Source organism: Bacillus sp. EA-CB0995 (assembly GCF_055814245.1).
Genome location: NZ_CP169269.1, coordinates 1,228,487 through 1,249,906, shown reverse-complemented (window position 1 = coordinate 1,249,906; position 21,420 = coordinate 1,228,487). Strand labels below are relative to the sequence as shown.

Genomic DNA, 21,420 nt, shown 5'->3' with positions numbered 1-21,420 from the left:
AAACGGTTTGTTATCTTACAATTTTGTCATTTTTCTCATCATTTGATGATATCCTTTATCTTTCGAGAACTGGAACGTAAATGTTGTCCCCTCACCCTCTATCGACTGCACAGAAATTCCGTGGCTAAGATGATCACAAATTTGCTTTGTAATATATAATCCCATACCTGTCGCTTCTCTTGTTTTCCGTCCATTGACCCCTGTAAAAAACGGCTCGAAAATTCGCTTTATATCTTGTTTTGGAATCCCTATTCCGCTATCACAAATATGTAATGTAATGACACTTTCTGTTTCTTCTATCTGAAATGTAATCTCCTTTTTCTCTTTTTCTGTAATTCTTGTATACTTCAGTGCGTTCATCACAATTTGATTAATTGCAATACTGAGCCACTTTTGGTCCGAAGCTACCATATACTGCTCTTTATCAAACATGACTTTCGGATATACAGAATACTGAATAAAGGTTTTTTTATGCTGGTTAATACTATCACGAACAATGTCCACCACATTGACTTCTTCTATTTTATAATCTTTCCCAAACTGCTCAAGGCGTGCCATATGAAGTGCTAAATCTAACCCCTGTAAAATACGATTATTTTCTTCACGAATACTTTCAATCGTATCTCTTAGCTTCGCGGTGCGTTTGTCCAAGCTTTTGCAGCAATAATTCAATGACAGATACCGGCGTTTTCATTTGATGAATCCACTGGTTCATAAAGATCGTTTGCTGCTCTCCTTTTGCCTGTTGTTCATGCACTTCATTCATATATTGTTGTCTCAAAAGAGAAAAGGCTTCCACAATCGCTTCTTGTTCGTATGAATATGACGAACTAATCGATAAAGAATGATGCAGCTCGTGTCCCTCTGCAATGTAATGCTCTACCTTTTGCAAGAAAGCTTGTCTTTTCCGGTAATCATACATAAGAAAGAAAGCAAAAACGACGATTGATAATAAAAATCCATATAGCCAAGTAGTCCAATTTATAGATTGTTTTTGCAAAGAAGCTTGCAGCTGCAAGACAAGACCAAATAGAACCACACTCATGATGTAAGAAACAAGCAATGCTGCACGGTCCATCACATACTTTTTAAGATTCATGTTCATTCACCCAGTTCGTTAGGAGCGCATATCCATAGCCCCGTTTCGTAACAATTGCATCTACAATGCCAATCTCCTCTAACTTTTTACGAACACGCTTTACATTTACAGTTAAAGTATTATCATCAACAAAAGCAATTTCATCCCATAACGCCTCTAATAATTCTTCTCTCGTTACATATTGATCCGCTTGCTTCATTAAGCATTCTAATAAATAATATTCATTTTTTGTAAGCTCCACTTGCTTTCCTTGCCACTCTGCCATATGCTGTGCTGGAAATAAAAGTAACCCACTGACTCCAAAATAATCACTTTCTGTCGATGAAGCATATTCACCGTACACACGGCGCAGTGCACTTTTTACCTTTGCCATGACAATATCTAAATGAAATGGTTTCGTAATGTAATCATCTCCGCCATTTTCAATTGCCATCACTTGATCCATTTCTCCCGTACGTGCAGAAACAAAAATAATCGGCGCATTGGAAATAGTACGAATTTGACGGCACCAATAAAAGCCGTCAAAGTATGGTAAATTAATATCAAGTAAAACTAAATGAGGGTTCACTTTTGCAAATTCATCTTTTATATGACGAAAATCTTGCACGCGAACTGACTGATAACCGTATTTCTCTAGATGTCCTTCTAAAATATCAGAAATTTTCAGATCATCTTCTACAATTAATATTTTATACATACAATTCCCCACTCCCTTTTAAAAGTACATGAAGGCACAATTACTAAGTGCCTTACATCTACCCATTTTCCATTATAAGGGTAAATTTCCATTAGAGGAGATATTTTTACTTCGGTAAATAAAAAAGACTGCCGTATTTCGGCAGTCTTTAGTCGATAAATTCAAATTCATATTCAAGAATTTTTACAATATCGCCATCTTTTGCACCACGCGCGCGAAGTGCTTCATCAATACCCATACCGCGCATTTGACGAGCGAATCTGCGCACTGATTCATCACGACTAAAGTCTGTCATCTTGAATGTTTTCTCAATGTCATAACCAGAAATGACAAATGTACCATCGCTTTCACGTGTAATTTCAAATTTAGAACCTTCAGCCTCAAATTTGTACATTACACTTGCATCTGATTCATTTACAACTTCATGCACTGGGAATTCTGGTGTTGTTTCTATTAGATTTGCTACTTCAAATAGTAAATCACGAACACCTTGACGCGTTACCGCAGAAATTGGGAAAATTTTAACCTCATCGCCCACTTTTTCTTTGAACGCTTGTAAATTTTCTTCTGCATCTGGCATATCCATTTTGTTCGTAACAACAACTTGTGGACGCTCTGTTAGACGCAGATTGTATTCTTTTAGCTCGTTATTAATCGTTACGTAATCCTCATATGGATCGCGTCCTTCTAAACCAGACATATCAATCACATGAACAATAACGCGTGTACGCTCAATATGACGTAAAAATTGGTGTCCAAGTCCAACACCTTCGTGTGCACCTTCAATCAATCCTGGAAGGTCTGCCATAACGAAGCTGCGTCCATCACCTGTTTCAACTACTCCAAGGTTTGGAACAATTGTTGTAAAGTGATATTCGGCAATTTTCGGGCGTGCTGATGATACAACGGATAATAATGTTGATTTACCAACACTTGGGAAACCAACAAGTCCAACATCAGCTAACACTTTCAATTCTAGTACTACCTCGCGCTCTTGACCTGGCTCCCCGTTCTCAGCGATTTCTGGAGCTGGGTTCGTTGGCGTCGCAAAACGTGAGTTACCACGTCCACCGCGTCCACCGCGTGCGATAACTGCTGATTGCTCATGCGTTACTAAATCCGCAAGAATTTGACCAGTAGCTTCATCTTTTACAACTGTTCCCGGCGGAACCTTTACAATTAAATCATCCGCTTTACGGCCATGTTGGTTTTTACTCATTCCATGTTGACCGCGATCTGCTTTAAAATGACGCTGATAGCGGAAATCCATTAATGTACGTAATCCTTCGTCTACAACGAAAACAACATCGGCACCTTTACCACCATCACCGCCTGCTGGGCCACCTTTTGGAACATATTTCTCACGACGATATGCAACCATTCCGTTTCCACCGTCGCCGCCTTTTACATATATCTTGACCTGATCTACAAACATTATCTCACCACACTTTTTTCTAGTAGTTGTAATATAACCGAGATTTCTTCCTCTCGCACTGTATAAGAAATGGAAAACCATTTATTATGCTGATTCGCAAGCCATTCTTGTATCTCTTGTACATCTGTTAGCTTGCCACGAAAATCAAAAAAGAAACGAGCATCCTCATCGCTGCATTCGACTGTGATACAAACATAATTTTCAACATAAACGTCTAAACTATGCTCAAGCATTTGGAAAAATTGAGCCGTCCATACAGAAATTATCTCATCTAAATATGATAAGTTATGTATCTTCCCTAATACTTCGTACTCCAACAAGCACGGGTGCTGTTTCCAATTATATGTTAAAATCCATTCTGAAAACTTGGGCATAGAAAGCCCCATCAGATTCGATTCTTGTCTCGCTTCTTGGACAAAACGATTGATGAGCTCATGAATTTCTTCCACTCTTCCAAGCGAAAGATTTCCTTTAATCATCTGCATACGATTGAGCCAATCATGTCTCGAGTGACGCAGCGCATCTATAATTGTCCATTTTTCCTTCATCCATATACCCCTTTAATATAGAAAAACTCTAACCTGCACCCAGGTTAGAGCTTTCCGTGAGTTTCTTATGCTTCTTGAGCAACAGGATATACGCTCACTTGTTTGCGGTCACGGCCAAGACGCTCGAAGCGTACTACGCCGTCAACTTTCGCGTATAATGTGTCATCGCCACCACGACCAACGTTAACACCTGGATAAATTTTTGTACCGCGTTGACGGTAAAGAATTGAACCACCTGAAACCATTTGACCATCTGCGCGTTTAGCACCAAGACGTTTTGACTGAGAGTCACGACCGTTCTTTGTACTACCCACACCTTTCTTAGATGCGAAAAACTGAAGATCTAATCTTAACATACGTTACACCTCCTGCACTTTTTCTATTAATCGGATATATTTTCCGTAATCAAGTTCGATCGTTTTTAGCGAAACAACCATGCCCTCTAACAGAAAACATGCTTTTTCTCTTGTAGAATCATCTAGATTACTAGGCAATTCATACGTCAAGAATCCGCCATCTTTTCCAAGTTCAATGGTTGCTTGCACATTACAAAGTGATTCCACAGCATTTATTACACCAAACACAACCGCCGTTGTTCCAGCGCAGACAAGATCTTGTCCATGCGGCGCAAAATTAGCGTGTCCGGTCATTTTAAATGATTGGATACTTCCTAATTCCGTGCGATTAATCGTAATTTTAATCATGACAACCCGAATTAAGCGTTGATTGCTTCAATCACTAATTTCGTGTATGGTTGACGATGACCTTGTTTTTTACGATTGTTCTTTTTCGCTTTGTATTTGAAAACGATGATTTTCTTAGCGCGACCTTGTTTTTCAACTTTCGCAGTAACCGTTGCACCTTCTACAACTGGGCTACCAACTTTAACAGTTTCGCCACCAACGAAAAGAACTTTGTCAAAAGTAACAGTTTCACCAGCTTCTACGTCTAATTTCTCTACGTAGATTGCTTGACCAGCTTCAACTTTAATTTGTTTTCCACCTGTTTCGATAATTGCGTACATAATTGCACCTCCTCATAATTACTAAGACTCGCCAAAACGAGGTAGACATACAATGTCATTTTGTAACCTGTCCTGTGCGGTTGTAGCATATAGCCGTTTAGGTGCTATAAACTATAACATAGAGATGTTATCACGAAACACAGCCTATTGTCAATGAATGTTCTACTAACTATTTTTTCCGTGCACATATCTCTTCCTTTGTTCCAAAGCGCTGAATCGTGTAACGCACGGCTGCATCATCAATAAAATAAATTTGAAACGATATATTACGGTGCAATTCTTTCTGAAAAAAGATTTGCTGCACATTAGGATGAGCAGCGATAAGAACGGCTTCGTCATCTGTTCCATTATAAGCGATCAGTTCTCTCTCTAGCTCGTATGCTACTGTTTCATGTGATAAAACATAACCGCTACTTTGACAAATCGTACAATCTGCTAATAGCACATCACGAAGCGATTGTTTTTTTCGTTTTCGTGTCATTTCTAAAATACCAAGCTCTGTAAATCCTAATACTCTCGTATAAGTATGGTCTTTTTCTAAGTGAGACTTTACGATTTCTCTTATTTTTTCTTTTTCTTCGCGGCGCTTCATATTAATAAAATCTATTAAAATCATCCCGCCAATATCGCGAAGTCGCAGTTGCCGTGCAATTTCTTTCGCTGCCATTTCATTTGTACGCAGTACTGTATCTTGTAAATTCTGTTTCCCGGTGAATTTACCCGTATTCACATCGATTACAGTCATCGTTTCCATTTGTTCAATGAGTAAATAGGCTCCATTTGGAAGCCACACAACCTTTTGCAGTGCTTTTTCAATTTCACGATCAATTCCATAGCGGGAAAATAAGGGTGTCTTCTCATTAAAAAAGGTAACTTTCTCCGCACCTATTTTCTCTTCGAATTCTTGTATCATACTGCGCTGATCTACAATCACTTCTGAAACAGTCTCTACTGGTATCTCTTGAAGGATACGATCTAAAAACTAGAAGGAGAATGAACAAGAAGCGGTGCTTTTCCTTTTTGTTCTTGCTTTTTCACAAGTTCAAATTGAGATTGAAGATGGCGCATCTCCACTTGTACTTCTTCTATTTGCACTTTCTCACATGCAGAACGGAAAATAAATCCTCCTTTTTCTTCAAGCGCAAGAAGTTGTTCTCGTTTCTTCGCATCTTTTATTTTCCGGGAAACGGCAAAAACTGTGTCATAGGGCATATACACGACATATTTCCCGGTAAATTCTATATTCGCTGTTATTTTTGGCCCTTTCGTATCAATTGCTTCTTTCACAACCTGCACGAGAAGCGCTTGTCCTTCATGTAACCGCGTAGATGATGGCACATTTTCATACGACAAATAAGCCTGCTTCTCTAAACCAATATTAACAAAGGCAGCATTCATACCAGCTATCGTTCGCATAACACGCCCAATATATATATTTCCAACAATTTGTTCTTGTTCATTTCGTTGCCATAAAAGTTCTACAATCTCTTTCTCTTCTTCAACAGCAACTCGTTTTTCCGAACCGATGTAGTTTATGTATAGCTTCTTCAAAGTATATTCCTCTCTTTATCCTTTTTTTATACCATAATAAAAGGTTAGTGTTATCGTCAACACTAACCAATTAACTCTTCTACAGATGATGTTGTTCTTTTTTCTGTAAAATATGCGTAAAGCAATTCATTTTCATCTAGTGTATATTGATTTTTATGATCTCCTTGTATGATAATTGAGTGTTTATATCCTCTCCGAAACTGTGTGAAAATATGATATAGACTCGTTTCTTTTTCAACTGTAATAGCTGTAACTTTTGCAATTTCTCGTTTTTTCCCGTAGTAGCGCTCTAATAAGAATCTCATAAATGCATAACGGCGTTGTTTCCATTCTTGAAATAAAGAGAATACTAAAAAAAGAAGTAATGTCCACATCATTACATTCTTGCTATTCCAGAAAAGTTGCAGTCCTAACACAGCACTAAAACAAGCAATTGATATTTTCATCATGATGTTATGTGCCTGTAAAAATGGAAAGCGATATGACAATATATTCAGCACAATCTTCCCTCCATCAAGAGGCCAAATCGGCAATAAATTGAAGCACAAAATAATCATGTTATTCCACATAAAAAAATGATAGAAGTCTTCTCCCATCCAACCTACTTTATACAACAAATAAGCAGCGGCTAACATCCATACATGTTGAATAGGCCCCGCTATAATGACAATCAATTCTTCTTTTAACGGCTTATTTCCATGCTCATCAAGCTCAGCCACCCCGCCAAATGGCAATAACTGAATTTGTTTAATACGCCATTTAAAATGGGCCGCCGCTATCGCATGACCTAACTCATGAATAAAGACAATGAAAAATAAAATTAATAATTCTTTAAAACGAGCTGTAAAAATCGCAATCGCCATAATTCCCCAAAACAATGGATGAATGGTAATTTTTGATAAAACCTCACTGTATTTACTCAAATGAAATCACCTGAATTGGATCAATAAATTTTTCATTCTTTTTAAAAGCAAAATAAAATTTTCCATTTTTCCCAGCCGTTTCATTCGCAACTGTTCCGATTTTTTGTTTTTTCGCTACATAATCATATAACTTAACTGATGTTTCTCCTAAATTTCCATACCATGATTCCGTACCATCTGCGTGTTGAACTTGAACAATATTTCCAAATTCTTCTTTTTGACCAACAAAAACAACAATTCCCTCATTTACTGATTCCACAATTGCATTTGCTGCTGTTTGTACAAATACACCTTGTCCGTTTGCGTGAAAGCTTTGCATTACTTTCCCTGAGGCAGGAACAGCATAATCCTTTTCTTTCTGAACCGTTTTCTTTTCACTAGAAGGTAAAAAAGACAGAGGCTTTCCAAATTGCGATTCATACCACTTAGAAACAGATGCAAACTGAAATTCTTTTTCCATCGCTTGTTTAACAGTTTTACGCGTTCCTTCAAGGGAACTGGTTGTATTTTTAAATAAGATCGCTACGGCAAGAACAAGAATTGCAGATAGTAGTAACTTAAAGAGAAATATCTCTTTTCGAAAAAGCGGATGTGTTTCTTCTCCTTCTTCAATAAGAAGCGGAGTATACTCTTGCTCTTCATATGAAAATAACTCATCTTCTTCTCTTCTTTCCTGCTTTGCTTTCCTCTTAGCAATACGTTTTTTTATTTCTTCTACTCGTTTAGTTCTCATCCTGTCCCCTTCCTCTTTCAATCAATTTGTACATATGTATGAGTTGTCCGGGGAAGATATTCATGGGAATGAAGTGAAACTTCCGTCAGTGGGGGTTTTCTTCATCTCCCACTGACGGTTAGTTGAACCAATCGGGCGCATGCCAGCAGTTATCCCCCACCTATCTTCTTTGCTTCTCTCTGAATCTTGAGGTGGGAGTCTTACTGCCCGCGAATAGCGGGACAAAAAGAAAGCACTCCGCATATATGCGAAGTGCTCTTAACGTATTCCGAAGAATTTTTTCATTTTCGTGAAGACCGATTCTTTTTCATTTTCAAATGGCTGTAATGGTACATTTTCCCCAAGCAAACGTCTTGCAATATTTCGATAAGCAATTGATGCTTTTCCATTTGGTTGCAATGCTACAGGCTCTCCTGTATTCGTTGCTCGAATAACTGCATCATCATCTTCTACAACACCGAGCAACTCGATTGAAAGAGTACGCACAATTTCATCTACATCCAACATATCCTGTTCATGTAGCATATGACTACGCACACGGTTAATAATTAACTTCGGTGGCTCGATATCTTCTTTTTCCAATAGTCCGATAATCCGATCGGCATCACGCATTGAAGATACTTCTGGTGTTGTAACAACAATCGCTTTATCGGCACCTGCCACAGCATTTTTAAAACCTTGTTCAATGCCAGCTGGACAGTCAATTAATATGTAATCATAGTCTTGACGTAATTGCTGTATTAATTCTTCCATTTGTTCAGGTGTTACCGCTGATTTGTCGCTCGTTTGCGCTGCAGGTAATAAATAGAGTTCATCAAAGCGCTTATCTCTAATAAGAGCTTGGGGTAAACGACAACGCCCTTCAACAACATCAACAAGATCATATATAATGCGGTTTTCCAGCCCCATTACTACGTCTAAATTTCGCAGACCGATATCTGTATCAATTAAACATATTTTTTTCCCAGATAACGCTAAGGCTGTTCCAATGTTTGCAGACGTTGTAGTTTTTCCTACTCCGCCTTTTCCAGATGTAATAACTATTGCCTCTCCCACAGCTATACAATTCCCCTTTCTAACCTTGTTAAATTAGGTCTAAGATGAGTGAGAAGTTGAATGCGATCGACAACAATGTAATTGTTCTCATTAATGTAGGCACATTCTGCCCCTTCCGCCCCGTCTTCTTTCTCTTCAGGAGCGCGCGTTGTTACGTCGCTAATCCGAAGCTGCATTGGATTCATAACAGAAGCTGTAATAACAGCTTCTGCATCCCCATAATATCCAGCATGTGCAATACCTCGTAATGCTCCAATAATAAAAATATTTCCTCCAGCGATAACCGTCCCGCCTGGATTTACATCTCCAATTAATAATAAATCGCCTTTTACATGCAATATTTGACCTGAACGAACAATCTTTGAAACAGAAACAATTTCTGTTTCTTCTTTCCATGCCAATGCTTGTTCTTTCGTTACAACATCACTCTCAATAGAATCTACAACTAAATTCTTTTTATTGCGAATTAATGTACGCAATTCTTCCTGCTGTCCTTCTGTCACATAACGATTCCCAACTTTGACCTGTACTTCAATTAACGAGCGTCCATCCCCCTCGTAATAATGGGTTGAAAGCTTTTCGTCAAGTTCTTGCAGCAATTCGCGAAATGAACAGGAATCATCAAGATGTAATGCTAAACCATCTTTCGTTCCTTTTATAGTCACATATTGTTGCTTTTTTTCTGTCACCAATGCTCACCCCACCGATTCAATTCGACATAAAATCAGAAAATCCTTTTTTCTTTTTCTTCCATGGCTTCTGAAAGACGTAAAATATATCGTCTCAGTGGGAAACAAAACAGTAGTAAAAAAATTCCGTTTAATAACAACGTTGGAAGAAGACGATCTGTGAAAAAGATATGCGCTGGCATATGAACACGACCAATTAGCGTCAAAAATCCATACACATAATATTCCAGCGCGGCGATGCTCGCTAATACAATACAGAACACAATAAAAAGATTAAGTTGTAAAATTCGCATTGCATGATATACAAGATAAGCTAAAATCGGATAAGCAAATATATACACACCAACTAGCTCTGTATGCACCATATCAAACAAAAATCCAAATAATAGTCCATAGTAAATACCTTGTACAGAATTAAAGTAAATTGTAACAAAGCATAAAACAATCAGAAAAAAATGCGGAGCTGCAATTGTATTCTTCCAAAAAGACTTGTTGGCACAATGGTGGAAAACATATTCTCAAGTACAAATACGAAAAGAAGTAGAAGAGGAAGAATTGCTTTTTTATAATCTCCATCTCTTCCCCCTCCTATTTCCCTAGATCCACTGACGGCATAACTCGTTGTGCGACCATAACATTATCTACATCATTTAAATCCGCCGCAGGTTTTACATAAGCTGTTTGTGTTAATCCGTACTCATCTGATGTCACATCGACGATTTGTCCAATAACCAGTCCTTCCGGGAACACCCCGCCGTAGCCAGAAGTTACAACCATTTGATCCTTCTCTACTGGTACGCCAGATGGGATTTTTGTAAAGATAAGCTGTTGCTTCTCTTTATCGTATCCTTCAATTAACCCGAAAACACGTTTATCTCCTTGTACAACAGCTGAAATACGATTTGTTCTATTTAATGAGCTTACTAACTCAACTGTTGAAGTGAATTGTGAAACGCTTTTTACTTTTCCGACTAAACCTTTTGATGTAATAACAGCCGCATCTTTTTGAATACCTTGTTGTGCCCCTTTATCAATTGCAATTAGGTCATACCATTTATCTGGATTGCGAGAAATGACAGTTGCTTGAATTGGATTATAATCACGAAGCGAATCTTTTTTCCAACAATGTCACGAAGCTCTGCATTTTCTTTCTCTAAGTCTTTCACCTTTACGGACAATTCTGCATACTTGTCCAAGTTTGCTTTTAATTCTTTATTTTCTTCATACGTGCGCTTTACATCTTCTACGTTCTCAAAGAATCCGGCAACATAGTTCGCTGGCTTTTGAAATACACGTTCTACAACTCCTACGGTATCTTTTACAAACTGCTCTGGCCATGTTAAATTTTTCCGTTCTTTCAATGAGATTCCGATCAATGCCACCAGAAGAATAATACTAACTAACAAAACAATTAATCTTTTGTTTAAGAAAAACTGTGGCACGTTCACACCCTCTTAAATTTACTAATTTTTATGCTGAAATAATGGATTTTATCGAGCAGTTTTGAAAAGATGGATATTGTCTAACGCTTTACCTGTTCCAATTGCTACGCAATCTAATGGATTTTCTGCAACAAGAACTGGCATATTTGTTTCTTCGCTAATTACTTTATCTATGTTACGAAGCAAAGCACCACCACCTGTTAAAACAATTCCGCGGTCCATAATATCTGCCGCTAATTCTGGCGGAGTTTTTTCTAATGTATTTTTCACAGACTCAAGAATCGCATCTACTGTATCTTTTAAAGCTGATGCAATTTCTTCTGGGCGAATTGTTATCGTTTTTGGTAATCCTGTCACTAAGTCACGACCGCGAATGTCCATTGGTTCAACATCTTCTACTTCACCAGCAGAGCCGATTTCTAATTTTAATGCTTCTGCTGTTCGTTCCCCAATCATTACGTTGTAGCTTTTCTTAACATATTGAATAATTGCATCATCCATTTCATCACCAGCAACACGAACAGATTGGCTTGTTACAATACCACCTAGCGAGATAATTGCAACTTCTGTTGTACCACCACCAATATCAACAACCATACTTCCTGTTGGTTCCCAAACAGGTAAGTTCGCACCAATTGCTGCTGCAAATGGCTCTTCAATTGGATATGCATCACGTGCGCCTGCTTGACGAGTCGCATCAATTACTGCACGTTTTTCAACAGCTGTAATACCAGATGGCACACATACCATTACATAAGGCTTGCGAGAGAAGAAGCCGTTTGATTTTTGTGCTTGTTGAATATAATATTTCATCATTGTTGCTGTTGTTTCATAATCAGCGATAACACCGTCTTTCATCGGACGAAGTGCTACAACATTTCCAGGTGTACGACCAATCATTTGTTTTGCATCGTTACCAACTGCAACAATTTGTTTTGTATCTGTTTGCAAAGCCACAACAGATGGCTCGCGTACAACGACACCTTTCCCTTTTACGTATACAAGCGTATTCGCTGTTCCTAAGTCTATTCCAAGGTCACGAGTAAAACCACCAATTCCAAACATATCATGTATCTTCCTTTCTAATTTAACAAAAGTACTTTATTTGTTCTTTTAAATACTATTATATTTATATAAAACATAACGTTTTTACATGTTCTTTGTTATAGTGTAGACGAAAGCCTACAAAAAACCCATAACTCACATTATAAAACAAAATAAAGAAAAAAAATAGTCTTAAATATGACCTTTATCTTTTAAACTAACAAATTTATGGTCACCAATAATAATATGATCGAGAATTTCAATCCCGATAATCTTCCCGCATTCTACAAGTCGCTTCGTTACTTCAATATCTTCTCGGCTTGGTGCGGGATCGCCTGAAGGATGATTATGAAGGCATATAATAGAGGCAGCAGCGCGGCGGAAAGCTTCCTTGAAAACCTCGCGCGGATGCACAATTGACGCATTCAAGCTTCCAATAAATACCGTTTGCCGATGCATCACTTGATTTTTCGTATTTAAATATAGACACACAAAATGTTCTTGTTGTAAAAAACGCATCTCCTCCATCATGTAGCGTGCGCAATCTTCTGGATTACGAATGCTATATCTATTCTGATACTCTAATCGTACCATTCTTCGTCCAAGTTCAAAAGCAGCAATAAGTTGGGATGCTTTTGCCATCCCAACCCCATGAATGCTTGTCATTTCTTCGATTGTTGCATCTTTTAGCATACGTAATCCATCAAAATGATGCAAAATTCGATTCGCTAATGTTAAAACCGACTCCTCTTTTGAACCCGTTCGAAGTAATATAGCGAGAAGTTCTGTGTTTGATAAGCTGCTTGCTCCTTCTAGCAATAAACGTTCCCGTGGTTGATCTTCTTTCACAACATCACGAATGCAGCTCATATTTCAGCCTCCTTTACATATTAAATTGTTTTAATTCACGCACAACACGTGCAATTGGCAAGCCGACAATCGCATAGTAATCACCTTGTATATGATGAACAAAAATAGCACCTTTTCCTTGTATACCATAGCTACCAGCTTTATCAAGCGGTTCTTTCGTTCGTACATATGCCTTAATTTCTTCTTCTGTTAATTCCCAAAATGTTACTTCTGCGCGCTCATAAAATGTCACTGTTTTTTCTTTTGAAATAAGAGCGACTCCTGTATAGACTTCATGTGTTTTCCCTGATAAAAGCTGCAGCATTTCTTTCGCTTCATTCTCATCTACTGGTTTTCCCAAAATACGCGACTCGTACGTAACAATTGTATCAGCACCAAGTACAACACAGTCTTCGTAATTCTTTGCTACAGCAGATGCTTTTTGCAATGCAAGCGACATTACGATATCATGCGGTGATGAATATGCCCCAATTATTTCTTCTACATCGCTAACTACAACGTCAAATGGCATATCTACTAACTCAAGTAATTCTTTGCGCCTTGGTGAACCGGACGCTAAAATAAGTTTTTTCATACGTTCTCCTTTCGTTTTCCAAATTAGCAGGAAGATACAACATAACCATACTAAATGTATATATTCTCCTCAAATTTTGAAAATATCGTTTTTCTTTAAAAAAATATAAAAGAAAGGAAAGAAGCTTAAACTCTCCTTCCCTTTCTTCAGCTTAAACAGATGATAAGAAAAAATAAAACCATCTTCTGATAAAGTGAAACTTCCATCGGTGGGGGATTTATTCATCCCCACTGATGGTTAGTTGAACCAATCGAGCTTTTACGGGCAGTTATCTTCTTTGATTCTCTCTCAAGCTTGAGGTGGGGATCTTACTGCCCGTTAATGCGGGATAAAGTGAAACTTCCATCAGTGGGGGTTTTATTCATCCCCCACCTATCTTCTTCGCTTCTCTCTGAATCTTGAGGTGAGGGTCTTACTGCCCGCAAATAGCGGGATAATGAGTTAAACCTTATCTAATTATTATACGTTTTTGTTTTTTGCGAAACTATTTTTTCATAAGAAAGAAAGCTATCTACTAAAACTTGCTGCAATTTTGTCATTGTTGTCACATCTTGTTTTCCCTCTTGTATTGTCTGCACAGCCACTGATGCATACGTAAACAATTTTTTTATATCGTCCCGCTTCAATGCCGTTTCCTCTTTTTTTATTGCCTTCCACTCATTTTCAATTTGTTCTATATTTGTTTTATTTATTTTATTTCCAGACTGCATCGCAGCTGCTTGTTGCAGCAATTTTCCATACAATGATTGTAGCTTTTCAAAAAACGATCCGTAGTCTTGATCCTGTTTTAGAAGTGCTTGATCCGCAATCTCCCATTTCTTTTTCATCACTGATATATCTTTTTGTTTATATTGCTCCATCATCTGCATAACAGATTGCTCGTCATGTGCCATTCCAAGAACGAGTAAATATTTATCTCCTGACTGCATAACTGCTCCAGGGATTCCTTTTTCTTGTAACTCCTTTAACGATGCCTGTCCCTTTTCTTTCGTAGAAAATACCCCGCCCTGCACAAAATATATAGTAAGCGGTGATAAAGCTGCTGATGCTGCTTTATTTTCTTCTTTTTCTCATTTGTTGATTGTTTCGTCTCATTTTTCTCTGTAACATTTGCTACTGGGGCTGTAGTTTCACGAACTGTTTCTTGACCTGTTAACAGATGCAGCATTCCCATTCCAAATCCTGTCCCAATTACAATCGCTGTGGATACTGTCAAAATGAAAGTATTACTCCATCCCTTTTTCCCTTTTTTCATGGAAGATAATACATTTTTTTGAAACGGAACAACATTATTTGTCACTGTATTCTCTGGCAGCACCCACTCAAACTCTTCTTTCTTTTGCTCATGCTCTTTCTTTTCTACATAATTGGCTTCCGTTCCATTCACTTTAATTGAAATTGTTCGCGATTGCTTGTCCATACCCCCACTCCTTACTTCTTATCATTGCCAGCATCGTATCATACTCGTTTCAAAAAAGAACGAGATATTTGTCATAGAGATTCGTCAAATTATCCTATATTGTTATCTTATATGTATGCTTACGTCTTTATTTGTAGAACTAAAAAACTAGACAGTTTATTTCTGTCTAGTTTTTTGCATAACGTATTTACGAGCTTCTGATATGAAATAAAGAGAACCTGTTAATATGAAAACATCCTCTTCTTGCAGAGAAGCCATTGTTGTATCAATCGCTTCCTGCCAATTCTTAAAAATATGTTTCGATTCTCGTTTTGAATAAGCAGCAAGTGCCTCAGCGGAAATTGCACGATCAAACGTAAACGTCGTAAAGATCATTTCATCTGCAATTGTTTCTAGCTGTCCAACCATTTCATCCAATTGTTTATCCCCAAGCGCTGTAAATAAAACAATAATTCGCTTTTCACTATAGTGGGCACGAACAGTTTCTACAAGGCTATGCACTCCTTCTGGATTGTGAGCGCCATCAATAATGATATGTGGGTGAGTAGATAGTTGTTCAAAACGTCCAATCCAGTATGCCTCAGCTAATCCTTTTCGAATATGCTCCTCATCAATTAAGAACGCCTGATACACTTTTAAGTACGTGATCGCCATAAGCGCAAGTGCAGCATTTTGCACTTGATGCTGGCCTTTCATGGAAATGAAAAGGTCTTCATATGTATGGAATGGAGACGAGAATGTAAATTGTTCACCTTGCTTATCTGCAGAAAGATGTTCCACTTTAAATTGATTCCCAAGTTCATATATGTTAGAACGTTTTTCATTCGTGATAGTACGAATTACTTCTAACGCTCCACCTTGCTGCACACCTGTTATAACAGGAACACCTGATTTCACAATTCCCGCTTTTTCAAATGCGATATCTTCTAGCGTATCTCCTAAAATATGCATATGATCATGACCTATATTTGTAATAATACTCAGTACAGGGTGAATGACATTTGTTGAATCAAAACGCCCTCCAAGACCTGTCTCAAATAAAACGATGTCACACGGATTTGTCTTTCCAAAATAATAAAGCGCCATAACAGTAATAATTTCAAATTCTGTCGTTTCGCCTAAATCCGTTTTATCTAACTTTTCCACAACAGGTTTGACTATATTTACGAGATCTGTAATTTCTTGATCTGTAATTGGCATTCCGTTTGTACTAATCCGTTCATTAAACGTTTCGATATACGGTGAGGTAAAGGTTCCTACTTTATACTCTGCCTCCTGTAACATATAGCGCATATATGTGAGAGTAGAACCTTTTCCATTTGTTCCCGCAAGATGAACACATTTTATATGTCGCTCTGGATTTCCAAGTTCCTCTAGCATCCATCGCATGCGTTCTAACCCTGGTTTAATCCCAAATTTTAAACGACTATGAATCCAGTCGATTGCTTCCTCATATGTATGTATCATGTATGCTATTCCCCTTTCAAATCAGCAAAAAAACGAACCAAGACAACAGAGTATCTCAGCTCTATTATACGCAAATAAAAGAGGCTCACCAATATAGTGAGTCTCTTTCGAATAACTTTATTTTTGAAGATCAGCTAGACGTTGGCGAACTGCTTCACGTTTTTCTAGATAATCTTGTTCCTTCGCGCGTTCTCCATCAATAACTGCAGCTGGAGCTTTTGCTACGAATCCTTGATTTGAAAGTTTCTTCTGTACACGCTCTACTTCTTTGTCAAACTTCTCAAGTTCTTTTTCAAGACGTGCTTTTTCTTCTTCAAGGTTAATCAAATCAGCTAACGGTAAGAATAACTCTGCACCTGATACAATTGCAGTCATCGCTTTTTCCGGTGCTTGTAAATCCGTTTGAATTGTTAATTCACTTGGATTACAGAAACGTTCGATGTAAGAGCTATTTTTCGTAAGCTGCGCTAGTACTGCTTCGTCTTTTGCTTTAATTTGCAATTGAACTTTTTTGCTCATTGGCGTATTTACTTCAGCACGAATGTTACGAACAGAGCGAATGATATCAACTAGAAGGTGCATTTCTGCTGCTGCTTCTTTGTCTTGTAAATCTTCACGAACTGTCGGCCATGCCGCTACTGTAATAGATTCGCCTTCATGAGGTAAGTGCTGCCAAATCGTTTCTGTTACGAATGGCATGAATGGATGCAATAGGCGCATTGTTTGATCAAGTACATATGCTAAAACAGAACGAGTTGTTTTCTTCGCTGCTTCATCTTCACCGTATAACGGAAGTTTCGCCATCTCAATGTACCAGTCACAGAAATCATCCCAAATGAAGTTGTATAATGAACGGCCAGCTTCACCAAACTCATATTTATCCATATTACGTGTTACACTTTCGATTGTTTCATTTAAGCGAGTTAAAATCCACTTATCTGCAACTGATTTTTCACCAGTTAAATCGATATCTTCGTATTTCATGTCATCCATGTTCATTAATACGAAGCGTGATGCATTCCAAATTTTATTAATGAAGTTCCAAGTAGATTCTACTTTCTCCATGCTGAAGCGTAAATCTTGGCCTGGTGCACTTCCTGTTGATAAGAAGAAGCGCATTGCATCTGCACCGTACTTATCAATAACATCCATTGGATCAATACCGTTACCAAGAGATTTACTCATTTTACGTCCTTGCTCATCACGAACTAAACCGTGAATTAATACATCTTTAAATGGACGCTCTCCTGTAAACTCTAAACCTTGGAAAATCATACGAGATACCCAGAAGAAGATAATATCATAACCAGTTACTAAAGCATCTGTTGAATAGTAACGTTTGAAGTCTTCTGCATCTTCATTCGGCCAACCAAGTGTTGAGAACGGCCATAATGCTGAGCTAAACCATGTATCAAGTACGTCGTTATCTTGGTTCCAGTTTTCAATATCTGCCGGTGCTTCTGTACCTACGTATACTTCACTAGTCTCTTTATGATACCAAGCTGGAATGCGGTGACCCCACCATAATTGACGAGAAATACACCAGTCGTGAATGTTTTCCATCCAGCGTAAGTATGTGTTTTCAAAACGCTCTGGTACGAACGTTACTTTTTCTTCTTCTTTTTGTTGAAGTTCAATCGCTTTTTCTGCAAGTGGTGCCATTTTTACGAACCACTGTGTTGATAAGTAAGGCTCAACAACTGCACCGCTGCGCTCACTATGACCTACTGAGTGCATATGAGGCTCGATTTCTACTAATACGCCAGCTTCTTGTAAATCTTTTACTAACTCTTTACGGCATTCGAAACGATCCATACCATTATACTTACCAGCTTTTTCGTTCATCGTTCCATCTTCGTTCATTACTAAGATGCGTGGTAAGTCATGACGGTTACCTACTTCAAAGTCATTCGGGTCATGAGCTGGTGTAATTTTCACAACGCCTGTTCCGAAATCTTTTTCTACGTACTCATCAGCAATAATCGGAATCTCACGGCCAACGATTGGAAGTGTAACTGTTTTTCCGATTAAATGTTTGTAACGATCATCTTCTGGATGAACTGCTACCGCTGTATCACCAAGCATCGTTTCTGGACGAGTTGTTGCAAGACGAATGTGACCAGAACCGTCTGTTAACGGATAGTTCATATGATAGAATGCACCTTGAACCTCTTTATGAATTACTTCAATATCAGAAAGAGCTGTGCGTGTTGCTGGGTCCCAGTTGATGATATACTCACCGCGGTAAATTAAACCTTTTTCGTATAATTGAACGAATACTTTATTAACAGCATCAGATAAACCTTCATCTAATGTGAAACGCTCACGAGAATAATCTAGTCCTAAACCGACTTTCCCCCATTGCTGACGAATGTGAGAAGCGTATTCTTCTTTCCATTCCCACGCTTTTTCAAGGAATTTCTCACGACCAAGATCGTAACGTGAAATACCTTCTTCACGAAGTTTTCCTTCTACTTTCGCTTGTGTTGCAATACCAGCATGATCCATTCCTGGAAGCCATAATACATCGTAACCTTGCATACGCTTTGTACGAGTTAAAATATCTTGAAGCGTCGTATCCCAAGCATGACCTAAGTGCAGCTTACCAGTTACGTTTGGAGGCGGGATTACAATTGTATATGGTTGTTTCTTTTCATCTCCTGTTGCTTCGAAATATTTGCCTTCAAGCCACCATTGATAACGGCCTTCTTCAACGGACATATGATCATATTTAGTCGGTAAATTCTTTTCCGTGTTTGACATTATTTTCCCTCCTTCAAAATAAAAAATGCCCCTCATCCAAAAAGGACGAGGGACATCGCGGTACCACCTTTATTTACAAACAAATTCAAAATTTGCTTATACTCTTAATTTGATAACGGACAAATCCGTCTTTTCCTAATGAGAATGACTCCGTTCAGAAAAGATGCTCCAGGGCTACCTTCTAACATGACTATCTAGAGAATCTTCCAGCTAATAATTCTCCTCTCTGCAGACGTTTAATGTTATACTCTTCCCCTTCAATGCATTTATATAATTGTTATTTATTATATACAATAGTGTAAAAAACGAAACTACATTCGTCAAGATAAAATTTTTTTTCGACTTACATCTACAATTATTAATTCTATCATACCTTTCGAGAGGACTCCCACCTCTAAACGTACGTGAAGGTGGCGAGGTGAATCGAAAAAGTGCATCTTATTTTCAGAAAATTATAGAAACGTATGTTCCTTCTTGGTATAATCTTCTTAAGAAGGAGGTGAAAAGATGAAAAAGAATCAGGAACAACAATCCAACTATCAAACATTTCAAATTTGGATTAAAAAAGGACATCGTATGTATGCTTACTTTCAAGAATCTTGTCAGAATGCCAAGAATATGTACAATACGGCCAACTTTTATATACGTCAGGTGTATACAGGACTGACACAAGAAAAAGAGTTACAGCCCCTACAAAAAGAAGTGTTGGATAGTATAGATCAATATATCGAAAAGATGAATGATACGCAGCTTCTCGCCTATCGAAAGAAATTAGCAAAAGAGAAGATGAAACCGAAAGAAAAACAGAAAGAGATCAAATGCAATTTGTTTTCCAAACCTACGAAAGAAAATCCTCATGTAGATTATTATTTTCTAGATGCCTTGTTTAAAGCTATGCTTCAAAAAGATTATCGTTCTTTACCTGCACAATCCAGTCAATCCATCATGAAAACTGTATTTCAAAACTGGCATTCCTTTTTTGCAAGCTTACGAGATTATCAACAAAATCCAAACAAATATACAGGAAAACCGAGAATTCCCAAATATATTCGTTCTGTGGAAAAAGAGGTGCTGTATACAAACCAAGACTGTGTTATTAAACATCATACCTTTTTAAAATTTCCAAAGACAAAATGCCAATTAAATATTGGGAAATTAGGTTGTGCCAAAGGCAAACTGAAACAAGTTCGTGTGATTCCTAAATATCATGCCTATGTAGTGGAATTGGTGGTAGATGCTCCTTCCAAAATACCATTCGTTGAAGAGAATGGACGTTATATGGGAATTGATTTAGGCATTGATAACCTTGCAACTATTGTCACAAACACAGGTATGAAACCTGTTCTTGTGAAGGGCAAGCAGATCAAAAGCATCAATCAATTCTACAACAAATTAAAGAGTGATTTTACAAGTATACTTCGAAAAGATTAGAAAAACTTCATCAAAAACGTTATCTGAAAATCAAAGATCTTTTTCATAAGGCAAGTCATGAGATTGTAAAACGAGCACAGGAAGAGAGAATTTGCAAAATCGTAGTTGGTCAGAACAAAAATTGGAAACAGGAAACGGATATGGGAAAGAAACAGAACCAAACGTTTTGTCATATCCCACACAGTGTATTGATTCAAATGATTACATATAAAGCAAAAAAAGTAGGTATCGAAGTGATTGTAATCGAAGAATCGTATACATCCAAAGCAAGTTTTTGGAATCTTGACTTCATTCCAACGTATGGAACAAATGACAAGCATGCAACTTTTCCAGGAAAACGAATCAAGCGTGGTATGTATCGTTCTGCGAAGGGAATCTTCATTAATGCAGACGTAAACGCTGCAGCAAATATTTTACGAAAAGCATTCCCGAATGCATGGACAAACGGGATAGAGGGGTTAGGTGTGAAACAGCTCGCCAGTGTGTTAACTCCACTAACGTTAATCCTCCGTTAGGTCGAAACGTTAGAAACCCCCACTTCCAGCTCCGCTAAGTGGGGGAGTATTCATTTTCAATCAGCTTAACCAAGTTTTTTATAACATATGCAAAGAAAATGGAAAAGTGCAGCACAAGCACATTAGACGCTTATCCTGC

The 21,420-nt window shown here is 37.9% G+C and carries 15 protein-coding genes, 6 pseudogenes and 2 other annotated features; of the genes and pseudogenes, 1 reads left to right on the top strand and 20 read right to left on the bottom strand.

The genetic code is table 11. From position 1 onward, the window contains the following. Positions 1 to 15: 15 nt before the first annotated feature. The 20 genes and pseudogenes from ACEWFJ_RS06520 to ACEWFJ_RS06425 all read right to left on the bottom strand — a co-directional run bounded on the left by ACEWFJ_RS06520 (position 16) and on the right by ACEWFJ_RS06425 (position 19,335). Positions 16 to 1,099 (bottom strand): annotated as a pseudogene (locus tag ACEWFJ_RS06520) (sensor histidine kinase). Beyond that, positions 1,089 to 1,796 (bottom strand): winged helix-turn-helix domain-containing protein, encoded by a 708-nt coding sequence (locus ACEWFJ_RS06515; RefSeq protein ID WP_473691143.1) that lies wholly within the window; start codon positions 1,794 to 1,796, stop codon positions 1,089 to 1,091. Before ACEWFJ_RS06515 ends, ACEWFJ_RS06520 begins: the two are co-directional and overlap by 11 nt. A 148-nt stretch (positions 1,797 to 1,944) precedes the next feature. Next, entirely contained in the window at positions 1,945 to 3,231 is a 1,287-nt protein-coding gene (gene obgE, locus ACEWFJ_RS06510) for a GTPase ObgE (RefSeq protein WP_473691141.1), read from the bottom strand. Next, entirely contained in the window at positions 3,231 to 3,779 is a 549-nt protein-coding gene (locus ACEWFJ_RS06505; RefSeq protein WP_473691139.1) for a Spo0B C-terminal domain-containing protein, read from the bottom strand. Before ACEWFJ_RS06505 ends, obgE begins: the two co-directional genes overlap by 1 nt. A 65-nt stretch (positions 3,780 to 3,844) precedes the next feature. Next, complete coding sequence (gene rpmA, locus ACEWFJ_RS06500; protein WP_017150650.1) at positions 3,845 to 4,135, bottom strand: 50S ribosomal protein L27; 291 nt, start codon at positions 4,133 to 4,135, stop codon at positions 3,845 to 3,847. A 3-nt stretch (positions 4,136 to 4,138) separates the two neighbouring features. Then, complete coding sequence (locus ACEWFJ_RS06495) at positions 4,139 to 4,483, bottom strand: ribosomal-processing cysteine protease Prp (protein WP_429706335.1); 345 nt, start codon at positions 4,481 to 4,483, stop codon at positions 4,139 to 4,141. Positions 4,484 to 4,494: 11 nt separating this feature from the next. Next, on the bottom strand, positions 4,495 to 4,803 hold the full coding sequence (gene rplU, locus ACEWFJ_RS06490; RefSeq protein ID WP_020059958.1) for a 50S ribosomal protein L21: 309 nt from the start codon (positions 4,801 to 4,803) through the stop codon (positions 4,495 to 4,497). A gap of 14 nt (positions 4,804 to 4,817) precedes the next feature. Continuing rightward, positions 4,818 to 4,895 (bottom strand) — a sequence feature (ribosomal protein L21 leader region). Positions 4,896 to 4,972: 77 nt separating this feature from the next. Continuing rightward, a pseudogene (locus ACEWFJ_RS06485) lies at positions 4,973 to 6,354 on the bottom strand (Rne/Rng family ribonuclease). A 62-nt stretch (positions 6,355 to 6,416) separates the two neighbouring features. Beyond that, complete coding sequence (locus tag ACEWFJ_RS06480; RefSeq protein WP_098305069.1) at positions 6,417 to 7,277, bottom strand: M50 family metallopeptidase; 861 nt, start codon at positions 7,275 to 7,277, stop codon at positions 6,417 to 6,419. Further along, positions 7,270 to 8,010, bottom strand: coding sequence for a peptidoglycan DD-metalloendopeptidase family protein (locus ACEWFJ_RS06475; RefSeq protein ID WP_473691136.1), 741 nt, complete (start codon positions 8,008 to 8,010; stop codon positions 7,270 to 7,272). The genes ACEWFJ_RS06480 and ACEWFJ_RS06475 overlap by 8 nt, the downstream gene beginning before the upstream one ends. Positions 8,011 to 8,268: 258 nt before the next feature. Next, positions 8,269 to 9,066, bottom strand: coding sequence for a septum site-determining protein MinD (gene minD / locus ACEWFJ_RS06470; protein WP_098305073.1), 798 nt, complete (start codon positions 9,064 to 9,066; stop codon positions 8,269 to 8,271). A 2-nt stretch (positions 9,067 to 9,068) separates the two neighbouring features. Then, entirely contained in the window at positions 9,069 to 9,755 is a 687-nt protein-coding gene (gene minC / locus ACEWFJ_RS06465) for a septum site-determining protein MinC (RefSeq protein ID WP_098305075.1), read from the bottom strand. Positions 9,756 to 9,790: 35 nt separating this feature from the next. Continuing rightward, positions 9,791 to 10,269, bottom strand: a pseudogene (mreD, locus tag ACEWFJ_RS06460) (rod shape-determining protein MreD). 74 nt (positions 10,270 to 10,343) lie between these two features. Further along, a pseudogene (gene mreC, locus ACEWFJ_RS06455) lies at positions 10,344 to 11,197 on the bottom strand (rod shape-determining protein MreC). A 48-nt stretch (positions 11,198 to 11,245) separates the two neighbouring features. Beyond that, positions 11,246 to 12,262 carry a rod shape-determining protein gene (locus tag ACEWFJ_RS06450; protein WP_098305081.1) on the bottom strand — a complete coding sequence of 339 codons (1,017 nt, stop codon included), beginning with the start codon at positions 12,260 to 12,262 and terminating at the stop codon, positions 11,246 to 11,248. A gap of 171 nt (positions 12,263 to 12,433) precedes the next feature. Further along, complete coding sequence (gene radC, locus ACEWFJ_RS06445) at positions 12,434 to 13,111, bottom strand: RadC family protein (RefSeq protein WP_098305083.1); 678 nt, start codon at positions 13,109 to 13,111, stop codon at positions 12,434 to 12,436. A gap of 13 nt (positions 13,112 to 13,124) precedes the next feature. Then, positions 13,125 to 13,685 (bottom strand): Maf family protein, encoded by a 561-nt coding sequence (locus ACEWFJ_RS06440; protein ID WP_098305085.1) that lies wholly within the window; start codon positions 13,683 to 13,685, stop codon positions 13,125 to 13,127. Positions 13,686 to 14,137: 452 nt separating this feature from the next. After that, positions 14,138 to 15,105, bottom strand: a pseudogene (locus ACEWFJ_RS06435) (stage II sporulation protein B). 156 nt (positions 15,106 to 15,261) lie between these two features. Further along, positions 15,262 to 16,572: a bifunctional folylpolyglutamate synthase/dihydrofolate synthase gene (locus ACEWFJ_RS06430; RefSeq protein ID WP_473691133.1), complete on the bottom strand. Its 1,311-nt coding sequence runs from the start codon at positions 16,570 to 16,572 to the stop codon at positions 15,262 to 15,264. A 117-nt stretch (positions 16,573 to 16,689) separates the two neighbouring features. Beyond that, positions 16,690 to 19,335 carry a valine--tRNA ligase gene (locus ACEWFJ_RS06425; RefSeq protein ID WP_473691131.1) on the bottom strand — a complete coding sequence of 882 codons (2,646 nt, stop codon included), beginning with the start codon at positions 19,333 to 19,335 and terminating at the stop codon, positions 16,690 to 16,692. Positions 19,336 to 19,373: 38 nt separating this feature from the next. Further along, positions 19,374 to 19,605: a binding site (T-box leader), on the bottom strand. Positions 19,606 to 19,842: 237 nt separating this feature from the next. Between ACEWFJ_RS06425 and ACEWFJ_RS06420 the strand changes: the two are divergent. Continuing rightward, positions 19,843 to 21,281: pseudogene (locus ACEWFJ_RS06420) on the top strand (RNA-guided endonuclease InsQ/TnpB family protein). Positions 21,282 to 21,420: the final 139 nt, after the last annotated feature.